Origin of the sequence: Streptomyces sp. NBC_00442 (assembly GCF_036014195.1) — a bacterium.
In the GTDB taxonomy this organism is placed as follows: Bacteria; Actinomycetota; Actinomycetes; order Streptomycetales; family Streptomycetaceae; genus Streptomyces.
The window spans coordinates 4,265,906-4,285,731 of the sequence record NZ_CP107918.1 but is presented as its reverse complement, the minus strand read 5'-3'; the positions used below and the strand labels follow the sequence as shown (position 1 = coordinate 4,285,731).

At 72.4% G+C, this 19,826-nt stretch carries 18 protein-coding genes; 4 read left to right on the top strand and 14 right to left on the bottom strand.

Annotated features, from left to right (window positions below):
- Window positions 1-260: 260 nt before the first annotated feature.
- The 3 genes from OG432_RS19245 to OG432_RS19235 form a co-directional block, all read right to left on the bottom strand.
- Window positions 261-1,736, bottom strand: a complete 1,476-nt coding sequence (locus OG432_RS19245; RefSeq protein WP_328312189.1) for a chaplin family protein — start codon at window positions 1,734-1,736, stop codon at window positions 261-263.
- A 158-nt stretch (window positions 1,737-1,894) separates the two neighbouring features.
- A complete protein-coding gene (locus tag OG432_RS19240) occupies window positions 1,895-2,119 on the bottom strand; it encodes a chaplin (RefSeq protein ID WP_328315156.1) in 225 nt (74 codons plus the stop codon).
- Between the two features lie 290 nt (window positions 2,120-2,409).
- Window positions 2,410-2,823, bottom strand: a complete 414-nt coding sequence (locus OG432_RS19235; protein ID WP_328312188.1) for a rodlin — start codon at window positions 2,821-2,823, stop codon at window positions 2,410-2,412.
- A gap of 323 nt (window positions 2,824-3,146) precedes the next feature.
- Between OG432_RS19235 and OG432_RS19230 the strand changes: the two genes are divergently transcribed.
- A complete protein-coding gene (locus tag OG432_RS19230) occupies window positions 3,147-3,560 on the top strand; it encodes a rodlin (RefSeq protein ID WP_328312187.1) in 414 nt (137 codons plus the stop codon).
- A 206-nt stretch (window positions 3,561-3,766) separates the two neighbouring features.
- Here the strand turns inward: OG432_RS19230 and OG432_RS19225 are convergent, their stop codons facing one another.
- The gene (locus OG432_RS19225; RefSeq protein ID WP_328312186.1) at window positions 3,767-3,961 is read right to left on the bottom strand and encodes a hypothetical protein; all 195 of its coding nucleotides are present in this window, start codon (window positions 3,959-3,961) and stop codon (window positions 3,767-3,769) included.
- 159 nt (window positions 3,962-4,120) lie between these two features.
- Between OG432_RS19225 and OG432_RS19220 the strand changes: the two genes are divergently transcribed.
- Window positions 4,121-4,531, top strand: a complete 411-nt coding sequence (locus OG432_RS19220) for a rodlin (RefSeq protein ID WP_328312185.1) — start codon at window positions 4,121-4,123, stop codon at window positions 4,529-4,531.
- Window positions 4,532-4,604: 73 nt separating this feature from the next.
- On the opposite strand, the gene OG432_RS19215 is transcribed toward OG432_RS19220, so the two are convergent.
- Complete coding sequence (locus OG432_RS19215; RefSeq protein ID WP_328312184.1) at window positions 4,605-5,828, bottom strand: alpha/beta hydrolase family protein; 1,224 nt, start codon at window positions 5,826-5,828, stop codon at window positions 4,605-4,607.
- A 92-nt stretch (window positions 5,829-5,920) separates the two neighbouring features.
- On the opposite strand from OG432_RS19215, the gene OG432_RS19210 reads away from it, so the two are divergent.
- Window positions 5,921-6,553, top strand: a complete 633-nt coding sequence (locus OG432_RS19210) for a TetR/AcrR family transcriptional regulator (RefSeq protein WP_328312183.1) — start codon at window positions 5,921-5,923, stop codon at window positions 6,551-6,553.
- 9 nt (window positions 6,554-6,562) lie between these two features.
- Here OG432_RS19210 and OG432_RS19205 read toward each other — a convergent pair whose 3' ends face one another.
- The 8 genes from OG432_RS19205 to OG432_RS19170 form a co-directional block, all read right to left on the bottom strand.
- Window positions 6,563-7,162: a TetR/AcrR family transcriptional regulator gene (locus OG432_RS19205; protein ID WP_328312182.1), complete on the bottom strand. Its 600-nt coding sequence runs from the start codon at window positions 7,160-7,162 to the stop codon at window positions 6,563-6,565.
- Window positions 7,150-7,893, bottom strand: coding sequence for an enoyl-CoA hydratase family protein (locus OG432_RS19200; RefSeq protein ID WP_328312181.1), 744 nt, complete (start codon window positions 7,891-7,893; stop codon window positions 7,150-7,152). The genes OG432_RS19205 and OG432_RS19200 overlap by 13 nt, the downstream gene beginning before the upstream one ends.
- On the bottom strand, window positions 7,890-9,671 hold the full coding sequence (locus tag OG432_RS19195; RefSeq protein ID WP_328312180.1) for an AMP-binding protein: 1,782 nt from the start codon (window positions 9,669-9,671) through the stop codon (window positions 7,890-7,892). The genes OG432_RS19200 and OG432_RS19195 overlap by 4 nt, the downstream gene beginning before the upstream one ends.
- A gap of 20 nt (window positions 9,672-9,691) precedes the next feature.
- Complete coding sequence (locus tag OG432_RS19190) at window positions 9,692-10,825, bottom strand: acyl-CoA dehydrogenase family protein (protein ID WP_328312179.1); 1,134 nt, start codon at window positions 10,823-10,825, stop codon at window positions 9,692-9,694.
- Window positions 10,822-12,705 (bottom strand): acetyl/propionyl/methylcrotonyl-CoA carboxylase subunit alpha, encoded by a 1,884-nt coding sequence (locus OG432_RS19185; RefSeq protein ID WP_328315155.1) that lies wholly within the window; start codon window positions 12,703-12,705, stop codon window positions 10,822-10,824. The genes OG432_RS19190 and OG432_RS19185 overlap by 4 nt, the downstream gene beginning before the upstream one ends.
- 95 nt (window positions 12,706-12,800) lie before the next feature.
- Window positions 12,801-14,402, bottom strand: coding sequence for an acyl-CoA carboxylase subunit beta (locus tag OG432_RS19180; RefSeq protein WP_328312178.1), 1,602 nt, complete (start codon window positions 14,400-14,402; stop codon window positions 12,801-12,803).
- Between the two features lie 76 nt (window positions 14,403-14,478).
- Window positions 14,479-16,203 carry an acyclic terpene utilization AtuA family protein gene (locus OG432_RS19175; protein ID WP_328312177.1) on the bottom strand — a complete coding sequence of 575 codons (1,725 nt, stop codon included), beginning with the start codon at window positions 16,201-16,203 and terminating at the stop codon, window positions 14,479-14,481.
- The gene (locus OG432_RS19170; protein ID WP_328312176.1) at window positions 16,200-17,048 is read right to left on the bottom strand and encodes a TIGR03084 family metal-binding protein; all 849 of its coding nucleotides are present in this window, start codon (window positions 17,046-17,048) and stop codon (window positions 16,200-16,202) included. The genes OG432_RS19175 and OG432_RS19170 overlap by 4 nt, the downstream gene beginning before the upstream one ends.
- Window positions 17,049-17,537: 489 nt before the next feature.
- Between OG432_RS19170 and OG432_RS19165 the strand changes: the two genes are divergently transcribed.
- Window positions 17,538-18,233, top strand: a complete 696-nt coding sequence (locus tag OG432_RS19165; RefSeq protein WP_328312175.1) for a DUF4232 domain-containing protein — start codon at window positions 17,538-17,540, stop codon at window positions 18,231-18,233.
- 585 nt (window positions 18,234-18,818) lie between these two features.
- On the opposite strand, the gene OG432_RS19160 is transcribed toward OG432_RS19165, so the two are convergent.
- Window positions 18,819-19,778 (bottom strand): EamA family transporter, encoded by a 960-nt coding sequence (locus OG432_RS19160; RefSeq protein WP_328312174.1) that lies wholly within the window; start codon window positions 19,776-19,778, stop codon window positions 18,819-18,821.
- Between the last annotated feature and the right edge of the window lie 48 nt (window positions 19,779-19,826).

The window sequence follows — 19,826 nt, the reverse complement described above, 5'->3', positions numbered from 1 at the left end:
GCCCCCCGAACGGACGCACGCCGCGGGACGGCCGCCTGATGGGCCCTCAGAGCCGCGCCGCCCGGCCACGGAAAACGCCGAAGGGTCCGGCTCCCTTTCAGGAGCCGGACCCTTCGCCGCAGCGAGCACATCCCGAACCGTGAGCGCCTGGGCGCTCGTCAACTGACCTGCCGCGTCCGGGTGTTACGTGTGCCGCCCGTCCCCCACTCCGAACCCTCGGCCGTCACTTGCCGCGGGTGGGGGCCGGCGGGCACCCCGGATCAGACCTTGGCCATCGCCCTGCCGCGCCGGTAGAGAACACCCCCACCGAGCACGAGCCCGGCAGCCCCGGCGGCCGCAGCAGCCAGGAGCGCCGGGTCGGCCCCGGTGTCGGCCAGGTGCGCGGCGGCCACGGGCGCGACGACTCGAGCACCCGGGTACGCAAGCACGGGCGCGGCATGCCGCCCGTGCGGGGCGTGGTGCACGGGGGGTGCGTGGTGCACGGGCGGGGCGTGGTGCACGGGGGGTGCGTGGTGCACGGGCGGGGCGTGGTGGACGGGCGGGGCGTGGTGCACCGGAGGTACGTGCCGCTCCGGCGGGGCGTGGTGCGCCTCGTGGCCGGGCGGGCAGTGGTGCGGAGGCACGTGGTGAGCGGGCGGGACCTCGTGCGCGGGAGGTGCGTGGTGCACCGGGGGTGCGTGGTGCACCGGGGGTGCGTGGTGCACCGGGGGTGCCTGATGGGCGGGCGGGGCGTGGTGGACGGGCGGGGCCTCGTGCACGGGAGGCGCGTGGTGCGCGGGCGGAGCCTGGTGCACCGGCGGCGCGTGGTGGACGGGCGGGACCTCGTGCACCGGAGGCGCGTGGTGCGCGGGCGGGGCGTGGTGCACCTCGTGGCCGGGCGGGCAGTGGTGCGGAGGCACGTGGTGAGCGGGCGGGACCTCGTGCGCGGGAGGTGCGTGGTGCACCGGCGGGGCGTGGTGGACGGGCGGAGCCTCGTGCACCGGAGGGGCCTGGTGAACGGGCGGCGCGTGGTGCACCGGAGGAGCCTCATGCATCGGCGGCGCGTGGTGCACCGGCGGAGCCTGGTGAACCGGCGGGGCGTGGTGAGCGGGCGGAGCGTGGTGAGCGGGCGGAGCCTCGTGCACCGGCGGCACGTGGTGAACCGGCGGAGCCTCGTGCGCGTAGTGCTGGGTGTGGTGGGGGTGCTGGGTGTGGTGGGGGCGCGAGGGGTGCGGGGGCGTCGTCGGGCCCGTCGTGCAGTGGCTGCCCATCGCCGGGTTGAGCAGACCCACCGCGCTCACCGTGTTCCCGCACGCCTGCACCGGCACATCGGCCGGCGCCGCCACGGAGTTGCCCGCCAGAACACCCGGGGACCCACTGGTGACGCTGCTGGCCCGACTGGCCGCCTCGTAGTGATCGAGGCCGTACGCGGCGGCGTACTCCCGCTCGTACGAAGCGCCGTACTCGTCCGGCGACGGCGCCCCGTCGCGGCCCGCGCCATCGCCCGCGCCGGCGTCCCCGTCGCCCTCCGCGCCCGCGCGGTCGGCCGCGTCGTCGGCCGCTTCCTCCGCGGACGAGGAGCCCGTAGCGCAGTTGTTTCCGAAGGACGGGTTGAGACCTCCGACCGGGTTCACGGAGTTTCCGCACGCCTGGATCGGCACGTCCACCGGCGCAGAGATCGTGTTCCCCGACAACAGGCCCGGCGAGCCCGCGTTCTCGGCATCGGTGCCGGCGGCCTGAGCGTAATTCGCGCTCATCGAAAGGACGCTCGTGGCTGCCACGGCAGTGAACAGGGTCTTACTGATGACCTGGCGCAATGGGCTGTCTTCCGTCGCGGGGAAAAGTTGGGGGAAACCGACTTTGGGGCGTGCGGTGAGCACGCCCCAAAATCGGAGTGGAGAGTCCTGGCGCTACATCACTTGTTGATGCAGGTGTTGCCGAACGCCGGGTTCAGGAGACCGATGACGTTGACGGTGTTGCCGCAGATGTTGACCGGGATGTGAACCGGAACCTGGAGCAGGTTGCCCGACAGGACACCGGGGCTGCCGACAGCGGCACCCTCGGCACCCGCGTCGGCGAACGCCGGAGCGGCACCGCCCGCGGCGAGGACGAGACCGGTCAGAACCGTCGCAGCCTTCATGTACTTCACGTGGATTTCCTTCCCTCAGTCAAAAAGTCGCGCAACCAGTCGTTGCTCACGGCGCGTTGCCAGAGCTTTCGCCCAAGGTGCCGTTGACGACCTGATAACGATCGATCCAGGCAAAGGAAACCGAGGAGAACTGCGCCACCGATTTCCTCACCCAAATGGCAGGAGGCGGCAGCCCACCGCGCCTCTGCCCTTTAACCGCACGGCAATTGGGATGGATAAAGAACTCGGGCTGCCGCGGCCCCGAAGGGGGCCGCGGCAGCCCGAGCGGCCGTGCAGACGACTTAGTTGTTGCCGGCGCCGTTGCCCGAGAGGACCGGGATCTGGTCCAGGATGTGCGACAGCGGCTCGTCGCCCTTGGCCTGGGTGGAGTTCTCGGTGCACTGCTGGTTCTGCGGCGCGGAGAGGATCGGCACGTCCTGGAGGACGGTGACCGGGACGAGACCGACGAGGGACGCCAGGTTGGCCTTGACCGGAACGCCGAGGCAGGGCTTGTTCAGCGTGCCCTGGACCAGCGACAGCTGGGGGCTCATGTCACCGTCGGTCTTCGAGTTGCCGAAGGCGCTCTTCGCACCGTTGCCGCTGAGCGAGGTCGTGCCGTGGTTGTCACCGATGGCCATGGCCTGGGGGGCCAGCATGGCGGACGCGCCGACGAGCGAAACGGTGGCAGCGGACGCGGCCATAACCTTCTTGAGCATGGTCTTCCCTTTTCTTGGTGGAGAGCACGTGCAGTACCGCGCTCATATCCACTGCGCCGTACTACTGCCTGGTCAACTTCGCCGCCCTGGTTTGGTTCCGGCGCTTCACCCGAACGGTTCCGCAAGAGGCGCGAGGGATACCGAACACAACGCCCGGGACCCGTCGTATCGGATCTCCATATAATCCCAGCCCGCAAAGCCGGACAGAACCCGTTCGGCCCCATTTTCGTACGGCCGAAAGAGTGAAGGGCAGAAACCAATCCACCGATCGGCCAGTTGGTCAGATGGCTCCGTACGGGGCATCCACCAGAAAGGGACCAGACGTGATCAAGAAGGCTATGGCGGCAGCAGCCGTCGGCGTGTCCGTCGTCGGCGCGTCCGCGGCGATGGCGCCGCAGGCGATGGCGATCGGCAACGACCACGGCACCACCTCGGTCAGCGGCAACAACGCGATGCAGGCGTACGGGAACTCCTCCACGTACGGCAACATGAGCCCGCAGATCGGCCTGATCCAGGGTTCGTTCAACAAGCCCTGCATCGCCCTGCCGGCCAAGGCGAACCTGGCGTCCCTCGTGGGTCTCGTGCCGGTCACCGTGCTGCAGGACGTGCCGATCCTCTCCGCGCCGCAGACCCAGCAGTGCACCGAGAACTCCACCCAGGCCAAGGGCGACGAGCCGCTGTCGCACATCCTGGACCAGATCCCGGTCCTCTCCGGCAACGGTGCCGCCAACCACTGAGCCGGGGTTCCGCAGGACGGCCGGACCGCTGTCAATCCCTTCGGCGGTCCGGCACCCTGATGTTCACGGCCGGGCCGCCGGTGCACAGGGGCGGCCCGGTCCTTCGCGATGTTCGGGGCCGGGCGGCCGACATCGCGAGGCCGGTTTCACGCGGGCCGGCCTCCTTCAGGCCGCTTTCACGAGGGACGTCTTCACGAGGGACGTTTTCATGAGGGCCAGCAGGAACCGTTGACGAGCTGGTTCCATTCCCAGTCCGGCAGGCCCGGGACGGTACGCCCCTCGGCGGCCCAGGAACGCACCAGGTCCGCATAGACGGGCTCGGCCGCGGCCTCGCTCTCGAATCGTCGACGGGTGATCGGGATGAAAGTCTGCCGGCGCCATGCACCCTGCGTCTCAGTCATGTTTCCTCACCATCGGTTCGTGGTCACTGCCTATTACCACGAATCGGGCGGAGTCGATTCCGCAATGCTCTGTCCGGGGGACAGGGCGCAACCAAAAGAGATTCTTACCGTTTCTCTTCACAGATCCCCGTCAGTGGAATCAGACCAACAGGAGTAGACATGCAGAAGTTGTGGTCGGCCGCAGCCGTCGCCGCAGCCGTTTCCGGTGTCGCGATGATGGCCGCGCCGCAGGCGATGGCGATCGGCAACGACGGCGGTACGACGTCGCTCAGCGGCAACGGTGCCGAGCAGGCCTTCGGCAACTCGAAGACCGACGGCGACATGAGCCCCCAGATGACCCTGGTCCAGGGCTCGCTGAACAAGGTCTGCGCCGGCGTTCCGGTCAAGGCCAACCTGGCGTCCCTCGTCGGTCTCGTCCCGGTCACCGTCCTCCAGGACGTGCCGATCCTCTCCGCGCCGCAGAACCAGCAGTGCACCGAGAACTCCACCCAGGCCAAGGGCGACGAGCCGCTGTCGCACATCCTGGACCAGATCCCGGTCCTCTCGGGCAACGGCGTCAGCAACGGCTGACCAGCCTGAACGACGGCCGGCCCCGGGTCACCCGGGGCCGGCCTTCGCATGTCCGGACACCGTACCCACGGCGTCAGGCGGCGGGCCGCGCGAGGACGCCGTCCAGCCAGTCGTGGACGCGGGCCAGAACGAGCCGCATGGCGCCGGGGTGGCAGTGGGCGCCGGCCCCTTCCTCGGCGGTGAAGACCATCAGCTCCTTGGGGCAGGTCAGACGGGCGTACAGCTCCTCGGGCTGGCCCCGGAAGAACTCGTCCTCCGCGGCGTCGCACACCAGGGTCGGGCACTGGATCAGCTCGGCCGTGCCGTCCCGCAGGGTGTAGTCGAGGTAGGCGGCGTTGAAGGCGCGCGGGGTGTCCACGCCCATCACGTACATGCCGTGGTTCATCGCCCAGCGCGAGATGGGGTCCCGCTCCATCAACTCCTCCAGCGCGACGTCGAGTTCGGGGGCGCTGTCCGCGCGCAGCAGCCGCTCGGCCTCCTCCCGGCCGCCGGGGATGTGCCGTACGGACACCTCGCCCAGGTCGAAGACGCCGTCGACGGCGATCACCGCGGCCAGGCGGTGCTCGAAGGCGGCGGCCCGCGGCGCGAGCAGGCCGCCCATGCTCGAACCGAACAGCGCTATACGGCTGTTGTCGACCTCGGGCAGCCCCTCGGCGAAGTCGATCACGGGGGTGATGACGTTCTCCCAGTCCGGCCGGAAGACCAGGCCCTGGTGGTGGCGCGGCCCCGGCATCCCGGGCCCGTCGAAGGTGAGCACGGTGTAGCCGCGCTCGACGGCCGCGAGCGCGCCGCTGAAGTGGAGCTCCTCGGCGGTGCCGTCGAACCCGCTGTGCATGATCAGGGTCGGGCGCGGCTCGCCGGGGGCGCCGGCCCGGTAGAGGTAGCCCGGCAGCGTGGTGCCCTCGTACGGGATGGCGACCGGCTCGATGCGCGGGGTGAAGAGCTGCGCCGCCGCGCGGAAGCAGGCCACGCTGCGGTCGTAGGCGTGGTCGTGGCGGGCGTCGCACGGGTTGCCGTGGAGGAAGAACTCCGCCGACCGGTAGTAGTTGGACGCCCGCAGGAAGCCGTCCCGCGCGCTGATCCGGTGACCGGCGTCGAGCGCCTTCCGGGCCTCGGCGTCCACCCGGTCGGCGGTGGCGAGCCACTCGGTGTACCAGCTGTCGTAGTCGCCCTCGGTGATGCGCTCGGCGGTGGAGACGACCTCGCCGAAGTCGGCGCCGCCGTACGCGATGTGGCTCATCGACCGCAGGGTCTCGTACCAGAACTGGATGTTGCCGGGGAACAGAAGCTGCTGCATGGCTCTCTCCTTAAGCACAGATCTGTGCGTACGTCGCCGACTGTAGACCCCTCCGGCGCCGAGAAGCAAATAAATGTGCTTACGATGGTGGGGTGAGCCCGAACCAGCCGACACCCCGCATCCGTAAGAGCCCCGAACAAGTCCGCGCCGCCGTCCACCAGGCCGTCGTCGACCTGCTGTCCGACCCGGGCGGCGGCGACCTCACCATCCCCGCGATCGCCCAGCGCGCCGGCGTCAACCACACGAGCCTCTACCGCCGTTGGGGCAGCCAGGAGGCGCTCCTCGCCGACGTCGTCGTCACCCGCCTCGAACGGGACTGGCCGCTGCCCGACACCGGCACCCTGCGCGGCGACCTCACCGCGTGGGCCGCCGCCGGGGTCGCCAGCATCCGCAAGCCCGAGGGCCGGCTCCTCATCCGCGCCGTCGCCCTGTCCATGCCGGGCAGCGCCGAGGCGCAGGGCGAGCGCGGCCGGCACTTCCGGCGCCGCACCGACGCCATCGAGGCCATCCGGGAGCGGGCCGCGGCCCGCGGCGAGGACCCGCCGCCGCTCGACCGGATCCTCGACCAGCTCATCGCGCCGCTCTACCTGCGCGCGATCTTCGGCGTCGAACCGCCGGCCGCCGGCTACCCGGAGCTCCTCGTCGAACGCCTCCTCGGCAGCCCCGGCGGCACAACCGGTGCAACCGATACAACCGGTGCCACCGACACAACCGGGACCCCCTGAAGGGCGCCCCTACCGCAGTGCCTCGTCCAGGAGCACCGCCCACTGCGCCACGACCCGCTCCCGGCGCGCCGCGTCGTCGGTGAGCACATTGGCCAGGCCCAGGCCACGCGCCATGTCGAGGAAGCCCTGCACCGTCTCCCGCACCCCCGGTACGGACTCGTCGGCGGCGAGCAGTTCCACCGCGATGCGGTGCGACTCGCGGCCCACCCTCGCCTCCAGCTCCGTCACCCGCGCGTGCAGCTGGGGCTCGTTGGCCGCGGCGACCCACAGGTGGAGCGCGGCCCGGAACAGCGGGCCCGTGTAGAGCCCGACGAGGGCCGCCACGACCTCGCCGCGGTCGCTGCGGTCCAGGGCGCGCAGTGCGTGGGAGCGCTGCTCGGCGACGTACTCGACCGCCGCCGTGAAGAGGTCCTCGCGGGTGGGGAAGTGGTGCTGGGCCGCGCCCCGCGAGACCCCGGCGCGCTCGGCGACCACCGACACCGTGGACCCCGCCCAGCCGTGCTCGGCCAGGCACGCCACGGCCGCCTCCAGGAGGCGCTGCCGGGTGGCCCGGCTGCGATCCTGCTTGGGGGTCTTCGGTGGGGTCTTCGGTGGGGTCACAACACCCATGCGGGGTCCCGTCGTTCGAGGAAGGCCGTCACTCCCTCCCGCGCCTCGGCGGAGGCGAAGAGGGACGCCGAGCGGGCGGTCAGCTCCTTCGACCAGCGGTCGAAGGTCTCCGACACGGTAGCCGTGACCAGAGCCTTCGACGCGGCCAGGCCCTCGGGCGAGGACCTGCGCAGCCCGTCGAGGACCGGTTCGAGGGCTTCGTCGATGTCGTCACCGGCGGCGACGGCGATCGTGACCAGGCCCGTGCGGGCCGCCTCCGCCGCGCCGAACCGCTCCCCCGTCAGGTAGTAGCGGCTCGCGGCGCGCGGGTCCATGCGGGGCAGCACCGGCATGGAGATCACCGCCGGCGCGAGACCGAGCCGCGCCTCGGTGAACGCGTACGACGAATCGGGCCCCGCGACGGCGATGTCGCAGGCCGCGAGCAGCCCGAGGCCGCCCGCGCGGACGTGGCCGGTCACCCGCGCCACGACCGGCTTGCGCAGGGCGACCACGGCACGCATCAGGGCGACGAAGGCCTCGGGATCGGGCGGCGCCTTCAGGTCGGCGCCCGCGCAGAACGTCGTGCCGGTGTGGGTGAGCAGCACGGCCCGTACGTCCGGGTCCCCCGCACACCGCGCGAGCGCCGCGGACAGCTCGGTGACCAGCGCCGCGGACAGCGCGTTGCGGTTGGCCGGCGAATCGAGGGCGAGGGTGGTGATGCCCCGCTCGTGGGCGGCCCTGATGAGTGTCACGTCTCGTCCTTCTCTCGTTGCCGCAGTTCACGCCGCAGGATCTTGCCCGACGCGGCCCGGGGCACGGCCTCCACGAACGTGACCCGGCGGACCTTCTTGTACGGGGCGACGCGTTCGGCGACGTACGCCATCACCTCGTCCGCGCCGAGGTCCGGCGCGCCGGGCCCGCGCACCACGAAGGCCTTGGGCACCTCGTTGCCGTCCGCGTCGACGACTCCGACGACGGCGGCGTCCGCCACGCCGGGATGCGTGAGCAGGAGCGCCTCCAGGTCGGCGGGGGCGACCTGGAACCCCTTGTACTTGATGAGTTCCTTGACCCGGTCGACGACGTACAGCCAGCCGTCCTCGTCCACGCGGCCCACGTCGCCGGTGTGCACCCAGCCGTCCGCGTCGATCAGTTCGGCGGTCGCCTCGGGCCGGCCCAGGTAGCCCTTCATGACCTGCGGGCCCCGGATCGCGATCTCGCCCTCCGCGCCGGGTTCGGCGTCGCGGGCCGGGTCGTCCAGGCGCAGGATGCGCATCTCGGTGGAGGGGAGCAGCTTGCCGACGGTTCCCGCGGGCTGGTCGGCGGTGGCCAGGGGCACGACGTGGGTACCGGGCGACAGCTCGGTCATGCCGTACGCCTGGCGCACCGGCGGCAGCCCGAGCCGCGCCGAACAGGCGTGCGCCAGCGCGGAGTCGAGCGGGGCGGCCGCGCTGACGACGTAGTCGAGGCTCGACAGGTCGTACCGTGCGACCGCCGGGTGCTTCGCCAGGGCGAGCACGATGGGCGGGGCGACGTAGAGGCCGGTGATGCGGTGCGTCTCGATCGCGCGCAGGAACTGGTCGAGGTCGAAGCGCGGCAGCACCACGACGGTGGCGCCGGCCCGCAGGGGCGCGTTCAGGAGCGCGGTCATCCCGTATATGTGAAAGAACGGCAACACGGCGAGGATGCGGTCCCCGGGCACCATCGGCACCAGCGGATGGAGCTGGGCCAGGTTGGTGGCGATGCTGCGGTGGGTGAGCATGACGCCCTTGGGGACGCCCGTGGTGCCGGAGGAGTACGGCAGTACGGCGATGTCCTCGCCGGGGTCGATCGGGACGGCGGGGCCCGGGGCGGCGGTGGCCTCGGGGGCCGCGGTGGACTCCGGGGTGGCGGTGGAATCCGGGCCGGCGGGGGCCTGCGAAGGGCCCGCGGCCAGGAGGTCGTGGACGATCGAGCGGTGCCCGTCGGCGCGGTCGCAGACGAAGATCTCCTCGATGCCGCCGACGAGTTCCGCGGCCCGGCGGGCGGTCGTGAGGAGCGGTGAGACGGTGACGATCCAGCGGGCCCGAGCGTCGCCCAGCTGCTTGGCGAACTCCTCGGGCGTGCACAGCGGATGGACGGTGGTGACGGCCGCGCCGGCGCGGGTCGTCGCGTAGAACACCACCGGGTAGAGAACCGAGTTGGGGCTGTGCAGCGCGAGCACGTCGCCCTTGCGCAGCCCGGACCGGATGAGCTCGTCCGCCAACGTGCGGTGCTGGGCGTCGAGTTGCCCGTAGGTGAGCATGGTCGTACCGCTCGGGTCGGCGCCGTCGATCAGGGCGACGGCGTCGGGGAAGTCGGCGGCCGAGCGGGCGAGGACCGCATCGTGGATGGGTTCGTCGAGGACGGGCACGTCGGCGTACTCGCTGCGGAAGACGCGGGGAGTACGGAGATCACCGGGATGACGGGGAGCCGGAGCGTCCGGGGCGCCGGGGGGCGCGCAGGAGGCGGCGGGAGCGGGGGAGGCAGGGGTGCCGGAGTCGGAGGAGTCCATGCGGGAGTCTCCTAGTACGTCTAGTACGACTTGGGAAGGCCCAGGGACTGGTGCGAGACGTAGTTGAGGATCATCTCGCGGCTGACCGGCGCGATCCTGGCGACCCGGGCCGCGGTGATGAGCGAGGCCAGGCCGTACTCGCGGGTCAGCCCGTTGCCGCCCAGGGTGTGGACGGCCTGGTCGACGGCCTTCACACACGCCTCGGCCGCCGCGTACTTGGCCATGTTGGCCGCCTCGCCGGCCCCGGCGTCATCACCCGCGTCGTACAGCGCGGCCGCCTTCTGCATCATCAGACGGGCCAGTTCGAGCTCGATGTGGGCCTGGGCGAGCGGGTGGGCGATGGCCTGGTGGCCGCCGATGGGCTGCTTCCACACCTGCCGGGTCGTGGCGTAGTCGACGGCGGTGGCGAGCGCGTAGCGGCCCATGCCGATCGCGAACGCGGCCGTCATGATCCGCTCGGGGTTGAGCCCCGCGAACAGCTGGAGCAGCCCCGCGTCCTCGTCGCCCACGAGCGACTCCGCGGGCAGCCGCACATCGTCGAGCACCAGCTCGAACTGCTTCTCCGCCGCCTGGAGTTCCATGTCGATCCGCGAGCGCTGGAAGCCCGGGGTGTCGCGCGCGACGATGAACAGGCAGGGCTTGAGACTGCCGGTGCGCGCGTCCTCCGTACGCCCGACGATGAGAGTGGCGTCCGCTATGTCGACGCCGGAGATGAAGACCTTGCGGCCGCTGAGGATCCAGCCGTCGCCGTCGCGCCGCGCGGTGGTGGTGATGCGGTGCGAGTTGGAGCCGGCGTCGGGCTCGGTGATGCCGAACGCCATGGTGAGGGTGCCGTCGGCGAGCCCCGGCAGCCAGGTCCGCTTCTGCTCCTCGGTACCGAAGCGGGCGATGACCGTGCCGCAGATCGCCGGCGACACCACCATCATCAGGAGCGGGCAGCCCGCCGCCCCCAACTCCTCCAGAACGATGGACAGTTCGGCCATGCCACAGCCACCGCCGCCGTGCTCGGCGGGCAGATTGACGCCGAGGTAGCCGAGCTTGGCGGCCTCCGACCACAGGGCCGCGCGGTCGAATCCGCGTCCGTGCCGGGCGCCGAGCGCGGCCACGGCGGCCCGCAGATCCTTGTTCTCCTGGCTTTCGATGACACCGGTCATACGGCTTCGTCCTCCGATGCGACGACGGCGAGCAGGGCGCCGACCTCGACCTGGCGGCCGGGGACGGCGTGGAGCGCGGTGAGCGTGCCGGCGGCCGGAGCGGTGACGCGGTGCTCCATCTTCATGGCCTCCAGCCAGAGCAGCGGCTGCCCCGCGACGACGCGGCAGCCTTCCTCGACCCCGTCGGCGACCCGCACGACGACCCCCGGCATGGGGGCGAGCAGCGAGCCGGGGGCGACGAGGTCGCTGGGATCGGTGAAGCGGGGGTGGACGGCGAGGGCGTGACAGCCCGACGCGGAGTCGACGTAGACGGTGCCGTCGTGGCACGCGACGGCGAACTCCCGCACCACACCGGCTATGTCGAGCCGTACGCGGCCGGGCTCGGCGGCGACGAGACGCACCCCGGGGTGGCCGTCCGCTTCGAGGCCGTGGCGGGTGAGCCGGTAGCGGACCTCGTGGTCGCCGTACCGCTTGACCTGGGGCTGCGAGGGCACGTTGCGCCAGCCGCCGCCGAAGCGACCGGCCCGCGCGCTCGCGTCGGCGAGCGCGGCGGCGAGCGCGGCGTGGTGCGCGCCGGGTGGCGGCGCGGTGAGCTCGGCGAGGTTGCGGTCGTAGAACCCGGTGTCCAGGCGTGCCGCACCGACGTCGGCGAAGTCGGGATGACGAAGGGACCGTACGAGCAGGTCACGGTTGGTGGCCGGGCCGTGGACGCGGGCCCGCTCCAGGGCGCGGGCCAGCAGGCGGGCGGCCCCGGCGCGGGTCGGGGCGTGGGCGACGGCCTTGGCGAGCATCGCGTCGTAGTGCACGGAGACGGTGTCGCCGTCGGCGTACCCCCGGTCGAGCCGCACCCCGTCGACGGCGAGGTGGTGGACGGTGCCGGTGCCCGGGGCCCAGCCGTCGGCCGGGTCCTCGGCGTACAGGCGTGCCTCGATGGCGTGACCGTGCGGCTCGGGCGGGGCCGGCGCGAGCGCCTCGCCCTCGGCGACGCGGAACTGGAGCGCGACGAGGTCGATGCCGAACACGGCCTCGGTGACAGGGTGTTCGACCTGGAGGCGGGTGTTCATCTCCAGGAAGTGGACGGCGCCGTCGGCCACCAGGAACTCCACCGTTCCGGCGCCCCGGTAGTCGGTGGCCTTCGCCGCCCGCACGGCGAGGGTGTGCAGTTCGGCGGCGGTCTCGGGGGCGAGGCCGGGTGCCGGGGCCTCCTCGATGACCTTCTGGTGGCGGCGCTGGAGGGAACAGTCGCGGGTGCCGAGCACCCAGACCGTGCCGTGGGCGTCGGCGAGGATCTGCACCTCGACGTGGCGGCCGCCCTCGATGTAGGGCTCGACGAAGACGTCGTCGTCACCGAACGCACTCAGCGCCTCGGCGCGCGCCGACAACAACTGACTTTTGATGTCTGCCAGTTGACGGACGATGCGCATCCCCCGGCCGCCGCCCCCCGCGGACGCCTTGATGAGCAGGGGAAGATCGTCCTCGCCCACCTCGTCGAGGCGCAACGGCGGCAGCCCCATCAGCTCCTTGGCGCGGGTCTTGGACGCCATGGCCTCGATGGCGTCCGGTGGCGGCCCGATCCAGGTGAGCCCGGCGCCGGTGACCGCCCGCGCGAAGCCGGCGTTCTCGGAGAGGAACCCGTACCCCGGGTGCACGGCGTCGGCGCCCGCGGCGAGCGCCGCCTCGACGACGAGGTCGCCGCGCAGGTACGTCTCGCCGGGCGCGGCCCCCGGCAGCCGTACCGCGGTGTCGGCCTCCCGTACGTGCAGGGCGGCCGCGTCGGCGTCCGAGAACACGGCGACGGTGGCGATGCCGAGCTCACGGCAGGTGCGGAAGACGCGGCAGGCTATCTCGCCCCGGTTGGCGACGAGTACGGACTTGATCATGCCCCTCGATTCGGTCACGGCCGCCGGCCCGGCGATGGCCCCCGGCCCGGTCACGGCCTTCGGCCCGGTCATGGCCTTCGACTCCGTCATGGCCCTCACATCCGGAAGACGCCGAAGCCGCCGCGGGCGCCTTCGACGGGAGCGGTGTGGATCGCCGACAGGCAAAGACCGAGGACGGTCCGGGTGTCACGGGGGTCGATGACCCCGTCGTCGTACAGCCGCCCGGACAGGAACATGGGCAGCGACTCGGCCTCGATCTGGTGCTCCACCATCGCGCGGAGCCCCGCGTCCGCGTCGTCGTCGTACGGCAGCCCCTTGGCCTGTGCGGAGGCGCGGGCCACGATCGACAGGACGCCCGCGAGCTGCTGCGGCCCCATCACGGCGGACTTCGCGCTGGGCCAGGCGAACAGGAAGCGCGGATCGTAGGCCCGCCCGCACATCCCGTAGTGCCCGGCGCCGTACGAGGCCCCGACGAGGACGGACAGATGCGGCACCCTGGAATTGGACACCGCGTTGATCATCATCGCGCCGTGCTTGATGATGCCGCCCTGCTCGTACTCCTTGCCGACCATGTAGCCGGTGGTGTTGTGCAGGAACAGCAGCGGGATGTCGCGCTGGTTGGCGAGCTGGATGAACTGGGCCGCCTTCTGCGACTCGGCGGAGAACAGCACGCCCTGCGCGTTGGCGAGGATACCGACGGGGTAGCCGTGCAGCGCGGCCCAGCCGGTCACCAGGCTCGTCCCGTACAGCGGCTTGAACTCGTCGAAGTCGGAGCCGTCCACGATGCGGGCGATGACCTCGCGCGGGTCGAAGGGCGTCTTCAGGTCCTCGGGGACGACGCCGAGCAGCTCCTCCTCGTCGTACTTCGGCGGCTCGGCGAGCCCCGCCGGATCCGGGTGCGCCTTGCGGTGGTTGAGACGGGCGACGATGCGGCGGGCCTGGCGGATCGCGTCGTGCTCGTCGACGGCGAAGTGGTCGGCGAGTCCGGAGGTACGGGCGTGCATCTCGGCGCCGCCGAGCGACTCGTCGTCGCTCTCCTCACCCGTCGCCATCTTGACCAGCGGCGGCCCGCCGAGGAACACCTTGGACCGCTCCTTGATCATCACGGTGTGGTCGGACATCCCGGGGATGTACGCGCCGCCCGCCGTGGAGTTGCCGAACACGACGGCGATCGTGGGGATGCCCGCGGCGGACAGCCGGGTGATGTCCCGGAAGATCGCGCCGCCCGGGATGAAGATCTCCTTCTGCGAGGGGAGGTCCGCGCCGCCGGACTCGACGAGGCTGATGCAGGGGAGGCGGTTGGTGTACGCGATCTCGTTGGCGCGCAACGCCTTCTTGAGCGTCCAGGGGTTGGACGCGCCGCCGCGGACGGTCGGGTCGTTGGCGGTGATCAGGCACTCGACGCCCTCGACGGTGCCGATGCCGGTGACCATCGAGGCGCCCACGGGATAGTCGCTGCCCCATGCCGCGAGCGGCGACAGCTCCAGGAACGGGGTGTCCGGGTCGAGCAGCAGCTCGATGCGTTCGCGGGGCAACAGTTTGCCGCGCCGCCGGTGGCGCTCGGTGTACTTCTCCCCGCCCCCGGCGAGAGCCTTGCCGTGCTCCCCCTCCAGCTCGGCGAGCTTGGCCCGCATGGCGACGGCGGCCTGCCGGAACTCGGGGGAGGTGGGGTCGAGGGCGGTACGGAGGGTGGGCATGGGGCTCCTTGGGGGGAGGGGCGGGGCGGGAAGGGGCGGGGTGGGGGCGGCTCGGAAGGGGCGGGGTGGGGGCGGCTCACTCCAGCAAAGCGACCGGCACCTCCACCACCCGCCCCCGCAACCACTCCCCCACTCCCTTCCCCTGAGGATCGAACCGCGCCTGCGAAGCGACCCCCTCCCCCAGCAATCCCTCCACCACGAAGTTCACCGCCCGAAGGTTCGGCAGCACATGCCGGGTGACCGTCAACTCACCCACCTCCGGCAGGAGTTGACGCAACACGTCGACCGTCAGCGTCGACACCAACCACCCCCACACGCTCTCCGACCGCGCCCACACCCCCACATTCACGTCGCCCCCCTTGTCCCCGCTCCGCGCCCCCGCCACCACCCCCAACGGCACCCGCCGCGTGGGCCCCGAGGCATCGAACGGGGCAGGATCCGGTTCCGGGACCGGGCCGAGTACGGCGCTCCGTGGCGCCGGCGGCATCAACTCCCGTACGCCATCGGGCAGTACGGCGACACACTCGACCGCGCCCGCGTCCACGTACGCCGCCGAGAACACCCCGTACGGCGCGCCCTTCCCCGGCGGCGCCGTCACGTGGAAGCCCGGATAGCTGCCGAGCGCCAGCTCGATCGCGGCGCCGCTGACCACCCGGCCCACCGCCTCCGGATCGGTGTCCCGCACGACGAGCCGCAGCAGCGCGCTCGCGCACTCCTCGGTGGGCGCGTCCGGCCGGTCCGTACGGGCCAGCTCCCATCCGACCTCGGCCGGGCGGGACTTGGCACGCGCGAACGCGTCCTCGATCTGCCGGCGCACCAGGTCGGCCTTCTCCTCGACGGCGAGCCCGGTCAGCACGAACACGACCTCGTTGCGCCACCCCCCGATGCGGGTGATGCCGGCCTTGAGGGTCGGCGGCGGCGCCTCGCCGCGCACGCCGGTGACGCGTACCCGGTCGGGCCCGTCCTGGTCGAGCCGTACCGTGTCGAGCCGCGCCGTGACGTCGGGCCCCGCGTACCGCGCGCCGTTCGTCTCGTACAGGAGCTGCGCGGTGACCGTACCGACGTCGACGACTCCCCCGGTGCCGGGATGCTTGGTGACGACGCTGGTGCCGTCGGCGTGGATCTCGGCGAGGGGAAAGCCGGGCCGCGCGAGGGCGCCGGGCGCGAACTCGGTGAAGAAGGAGTAGTTTCCGCCGGTGGCCTGGGTGCCGCATTCCAGTACGTGCCCGGCGACGACCGCTCCCGCGAGCGCGTCGTACCGGTCGGGCCCCCAGCCGAACCACCACGCGGCCGGCCCGGTGACGAGTGCCGCGTCCGTGACCCGGCCGGTGACGACGACGTCCGCCCCGCCCCGCAGGCAGGCCGCGATGCCGGCGCCGCCGAGGTAGGCGTTGGCGGTGAGCGCGCCCTCGGGCAGTTCCAGCGCGTCGCCCTCGACGTGGCCGACCCGCACGGGAACGCCGACCCGCTCGCCCAACTCCCTTACGGCGTCGGCGAGTCCGGCCGGGTTGAGGCCCCCGGCGTTGGCCACGATGCGCACCCCGCGCTCCCGGGCGAGGCCGAGGCACTCCTCCAGTTGCCGCAGGAACGTCTTGGCGTACCCGAGCCGCGGGTCGCGCAGCCGGTCGCGGCCGAGGATGAGCAGCGTGAGTTCGGCAAGGTAGTCGCCGGTGAGGACGTCGAGGGGGCCGCCGGTGAGCATCTCCCGCATGGCGTCGAACCGGTCGCCGTAGAACCCGGAGGCGTTCCCGATGCGCAGTATTCGCCCGCCCTGCCCGCCACCGTGGCCGTCCTCGTTCACGCGGCGCCGCCGGACGTACCCGGATCCGTGCCGGAAGCGGCGCGAGGCGGCCGGCCAGGACCCGCGGGGCCCGCGAAGGCCTGGGCGATGCCGAGCCAGCGGTCCGCGTCCGGCCCCTCGGCGCGTACGGCCGTGTCGTCGCGGTGCAGCCGCTGGGTGACGAGAAGGCAGAAGTCCAACGCGGGCCCTGTGACACGCTGTTGGGCGCCCTCGGGTCCGTACGCCCAGACCTCTTCCCCGTCCGGCGCGGTCAGCTCGACCCGGAACTCCTCGGCCGGCGCCTCCAACCCCCGTACGGCGAAAGCGTAGTCGCGGGCCCGGACGCCGATGCGGGCGACGTGACGGAGCCGGTCGGTGGGCCTGCGGGTGCGGCCCAGCGCGTCGAACACGTCCTGGCCGTGGGCCCACGTCTCCATCAGGCGGCCGGTGGCCATCGACGCGGTCGACATGGGCGGCCCGTACCAGGGGAACCGCGCTCCCGCGGGCGCCGCCCGCAGCGCGTCCTGCAGCTGTACGCGGCTGTCCCGCCACCAGGAGAGCAGCTCGGCGGGCGGCAGCACGGCCCCCGCCTCGGCTCCGTCGTCGACGAACGTGTCCGGCGCGGCGGACGCCTTCTCGACCTCGGCCGCGAAGGCCTCGGGGTCGGTGACGGCGAGCAGGGCGGCGGTGTCGGTCCAGGCGAGGTGGGCGACCTGATGGGCGATGCTCCACCCGGGGGCGGCGGTGGCGGTGCCCCACTGGGCTGGGCTCAACTCACCGATCAGGACGTCGAGTTCACCTCCTTCGGCACGCAGGTCGTCAAGAACGTCGAGTACGGCGTCGGACGGACCGGCCGGTTCGGACACGGTGCGCTCCCCTCCGGGACAGCGGACGGCGGGTGTGCCCCGGAGCATGGCAGCCGGCCGCAAAACAAGCAAGCGTGCTTGCATGTATTTTCGGCCGCGTGCGGAAGGGCCGGACGGGCCGGCTGGGTGGGGGCGGGTGGACGGGGGCGGCTGAATGGGACGGGCCGCCGGCGTCAAGATCCACCGGGTTACGGCTCTGTCCCAGCGGGCGCCCGCGGGGAGTTGGCGGGTGAAGAGCACGGAAACCGGCGCTCCTCACGGGCCGTGGTGGGCCGTGGTAGGCCGTGCCGGGGCCGAGGTGGGCGTCACGGCGGCGTCGTTCGAGCGGAGCGCCCCCTGTGGGACACCTGTGCGTGTAACAGGAATGTCTTAGGCGGCGGGCGGGAGGAACGGTTCGCCCGTCCGTGTGGTCCTGTTGAGCACAAGCGCTCGCTGGTACCGACCCGTACCGAGCGGCCCACACAGCCAACCGATACTGAGGACGATTCGATGCGCGTTCGCAAGCTCACCTTCGCCGCCCTGGCCGTTGCCGCGGGTCTCTCGCTCACGGCCTGCCAGAGCGACGACGGCTCCCCCGCGCCGAGCGACTCGGCGCCCGCCAACGCGTCGTCCACGGGCGGCGGTTCGGGCTCGGCGGGCGCGAACGCGGGCACGGGAACCGGCTCGGACCAGGGCGGCGGCAAGGGCACGGGCGGCACCGGCGGCAAGGGCACGACGGCCGGAACCGGCTCCAGCGGCTCCGGGGGGAGCGCCAAGGGTGTCGCCAAGTGCCGCACCAACGACCTGAACATCACGGCGAAGGACGCCACGGTCGGCGGTGACGCGGAGCGCACCGTGGCCGTGGAGTTCAACAACACCAGCGGCCACGACTGCATGGTGTCCGGGTTCGCGGGCGTCGACCTGAAGACCAACGACGGTGCGATCTCGGCCAAGCGCACGGGAGAGCCGGCCACGCCCTACACCCTCAAGAACGGCAAGTCCGTCTACTTCGGCCTCACCTACCCGGCCAACGACACGGGCGGCTCGGGCATCCGCGTCACGGGCCTGGTCGTGACCCCGCCCGGAGAGACCAAGCCGGCCACCCTGCCGTGGCCCGGCGCCGCGTCCCTCCCCATCACCGAGAGCGGCGCCGCCCCCGTCAAGGTGGGCCCCATCGGCAGCGCGGGCCAGGGCGGGGCGAACTGAATCGCGGAGACCGACTGAACGGCCCCACCCGGGCCGGCGGGGGCTGAGCCACAGGGGGGCGCAGCCCCCGTCCCGCATTCCGGGGCACTGCCCCAGACCCCGCCTCCGTGCGCGGCCCGGCGGGCACTTGCTCGCGCCGTTCCCCGCGCCCCCAAAACCCCGGTTCGCCTGCGGACCGTGCCCGCATCTCGCGCAGTTCCCCGCGCCCCCAAAACCCCGGTTCGGGTGCGGACCGTGCCCGCATCTCGCGCAGTTCCCCGCGCCCCCAAAACCCCGGTTCGGGTGCGGACCGTGCCCGCGTCTCGCGCAGTTCCCCGCGCCCCTTGTAGGGCAACCGGAGCCGAGCGGTCGCGCCCACCGCGGCGGAGCCGCGCAATGTCACAGCTCTCGCGCCCCTAGCTACTCGGTGCCGGGCAGCATGGACACCCTCAGCCCGTCCGGCGATTGAGGACGAGCGCCCTTCAGGCGCGAACCGGGGTCTGGGGCGGAGCCCCAGGGAGCCGAGGCCCTCAGACTTGCCGCACGGGTGGGAGGGTGGGAAAACGGGCGAACGGGGCTGGGGCGGAGCCCCAGGGGGCCGCATCCTCAGGGCGCCGTACCCGAGGCCGCCCGGATCTGCGTCCGCACCGCCCCCATGCTCGCCCCGATGACCAGCCCGATCGCCAGCGCCTGGGGCCAGGACAGCGCCTGGTTCAGGATGAGGAACCCCGCCGCCGCGGCGATCGCCGGCTCAAGGCTCATCAGGATCGCGAAGGTGGACGCGGGCAGGCGCCGCAACGCCAGGAGCTCCAGGGTGTAGGGCAGCACCGAGGACAGCACCGCCACCACCGCGCCCAGCGCCATCGTGGAGGGCACCACCAGCGCGCCCCCGGCCTGCGCGATGCCGATCGGCAGGAACACGACCGCCCCGACCGCCATCGCGAGGGCAAGTCCGTCGGCCTGCGGGAACCTCCGCCCCGTACGCGCGCTGAACAGGATGTACAGCGCCCAGCACACCCCCGCCCCCAGCGCGTACGCCACTCCCACCGGGTCCAGACTGCCGAAGCCGCCCCCGCCGAGCAGGACGACACCGCAGAGGGCGAGCCCGGCCCACACCACGTTGACCAGGCGGCGGGACGCGAAGACCGACAGCGCCAGCGGGCCCAGCACCTCAAGGGTGACGGCGACACCGAGCGGGATCCGGTCGACGGCCTGGTAGAACAGCCCGTTCATGCCGGCCATCGCGACGCCGAACACCACCACCGTCCCCCAGTCCGCCCGCGAGTGCCCCCGCAGCCTCGGCCGGCACAGCAGCATCAGGACGAGCGCCGCCGCGACGAGCCGCAGCGTCACGACCCCGGCCGCCCCCGCCCGCGGCATCAGCGTCACCGCCACCGCGGCCCCGAACTGCACCGATATGCCGCCCGACACCACCAGCGCCACCGACCCGAACGCCGCCCGGCGCCCGCCACGGCCCGCGCCCCGCAACGCGCCGGCGGCCTCCGGCACGGCGACAGCGGCCGCCGCGACCGGCTCCGCCGTACCCGCGCCCTTGACCGGATTCACCGGCGCTCACCTCAATCGTTCACTACATTGGACTATGGGATTTAGTAT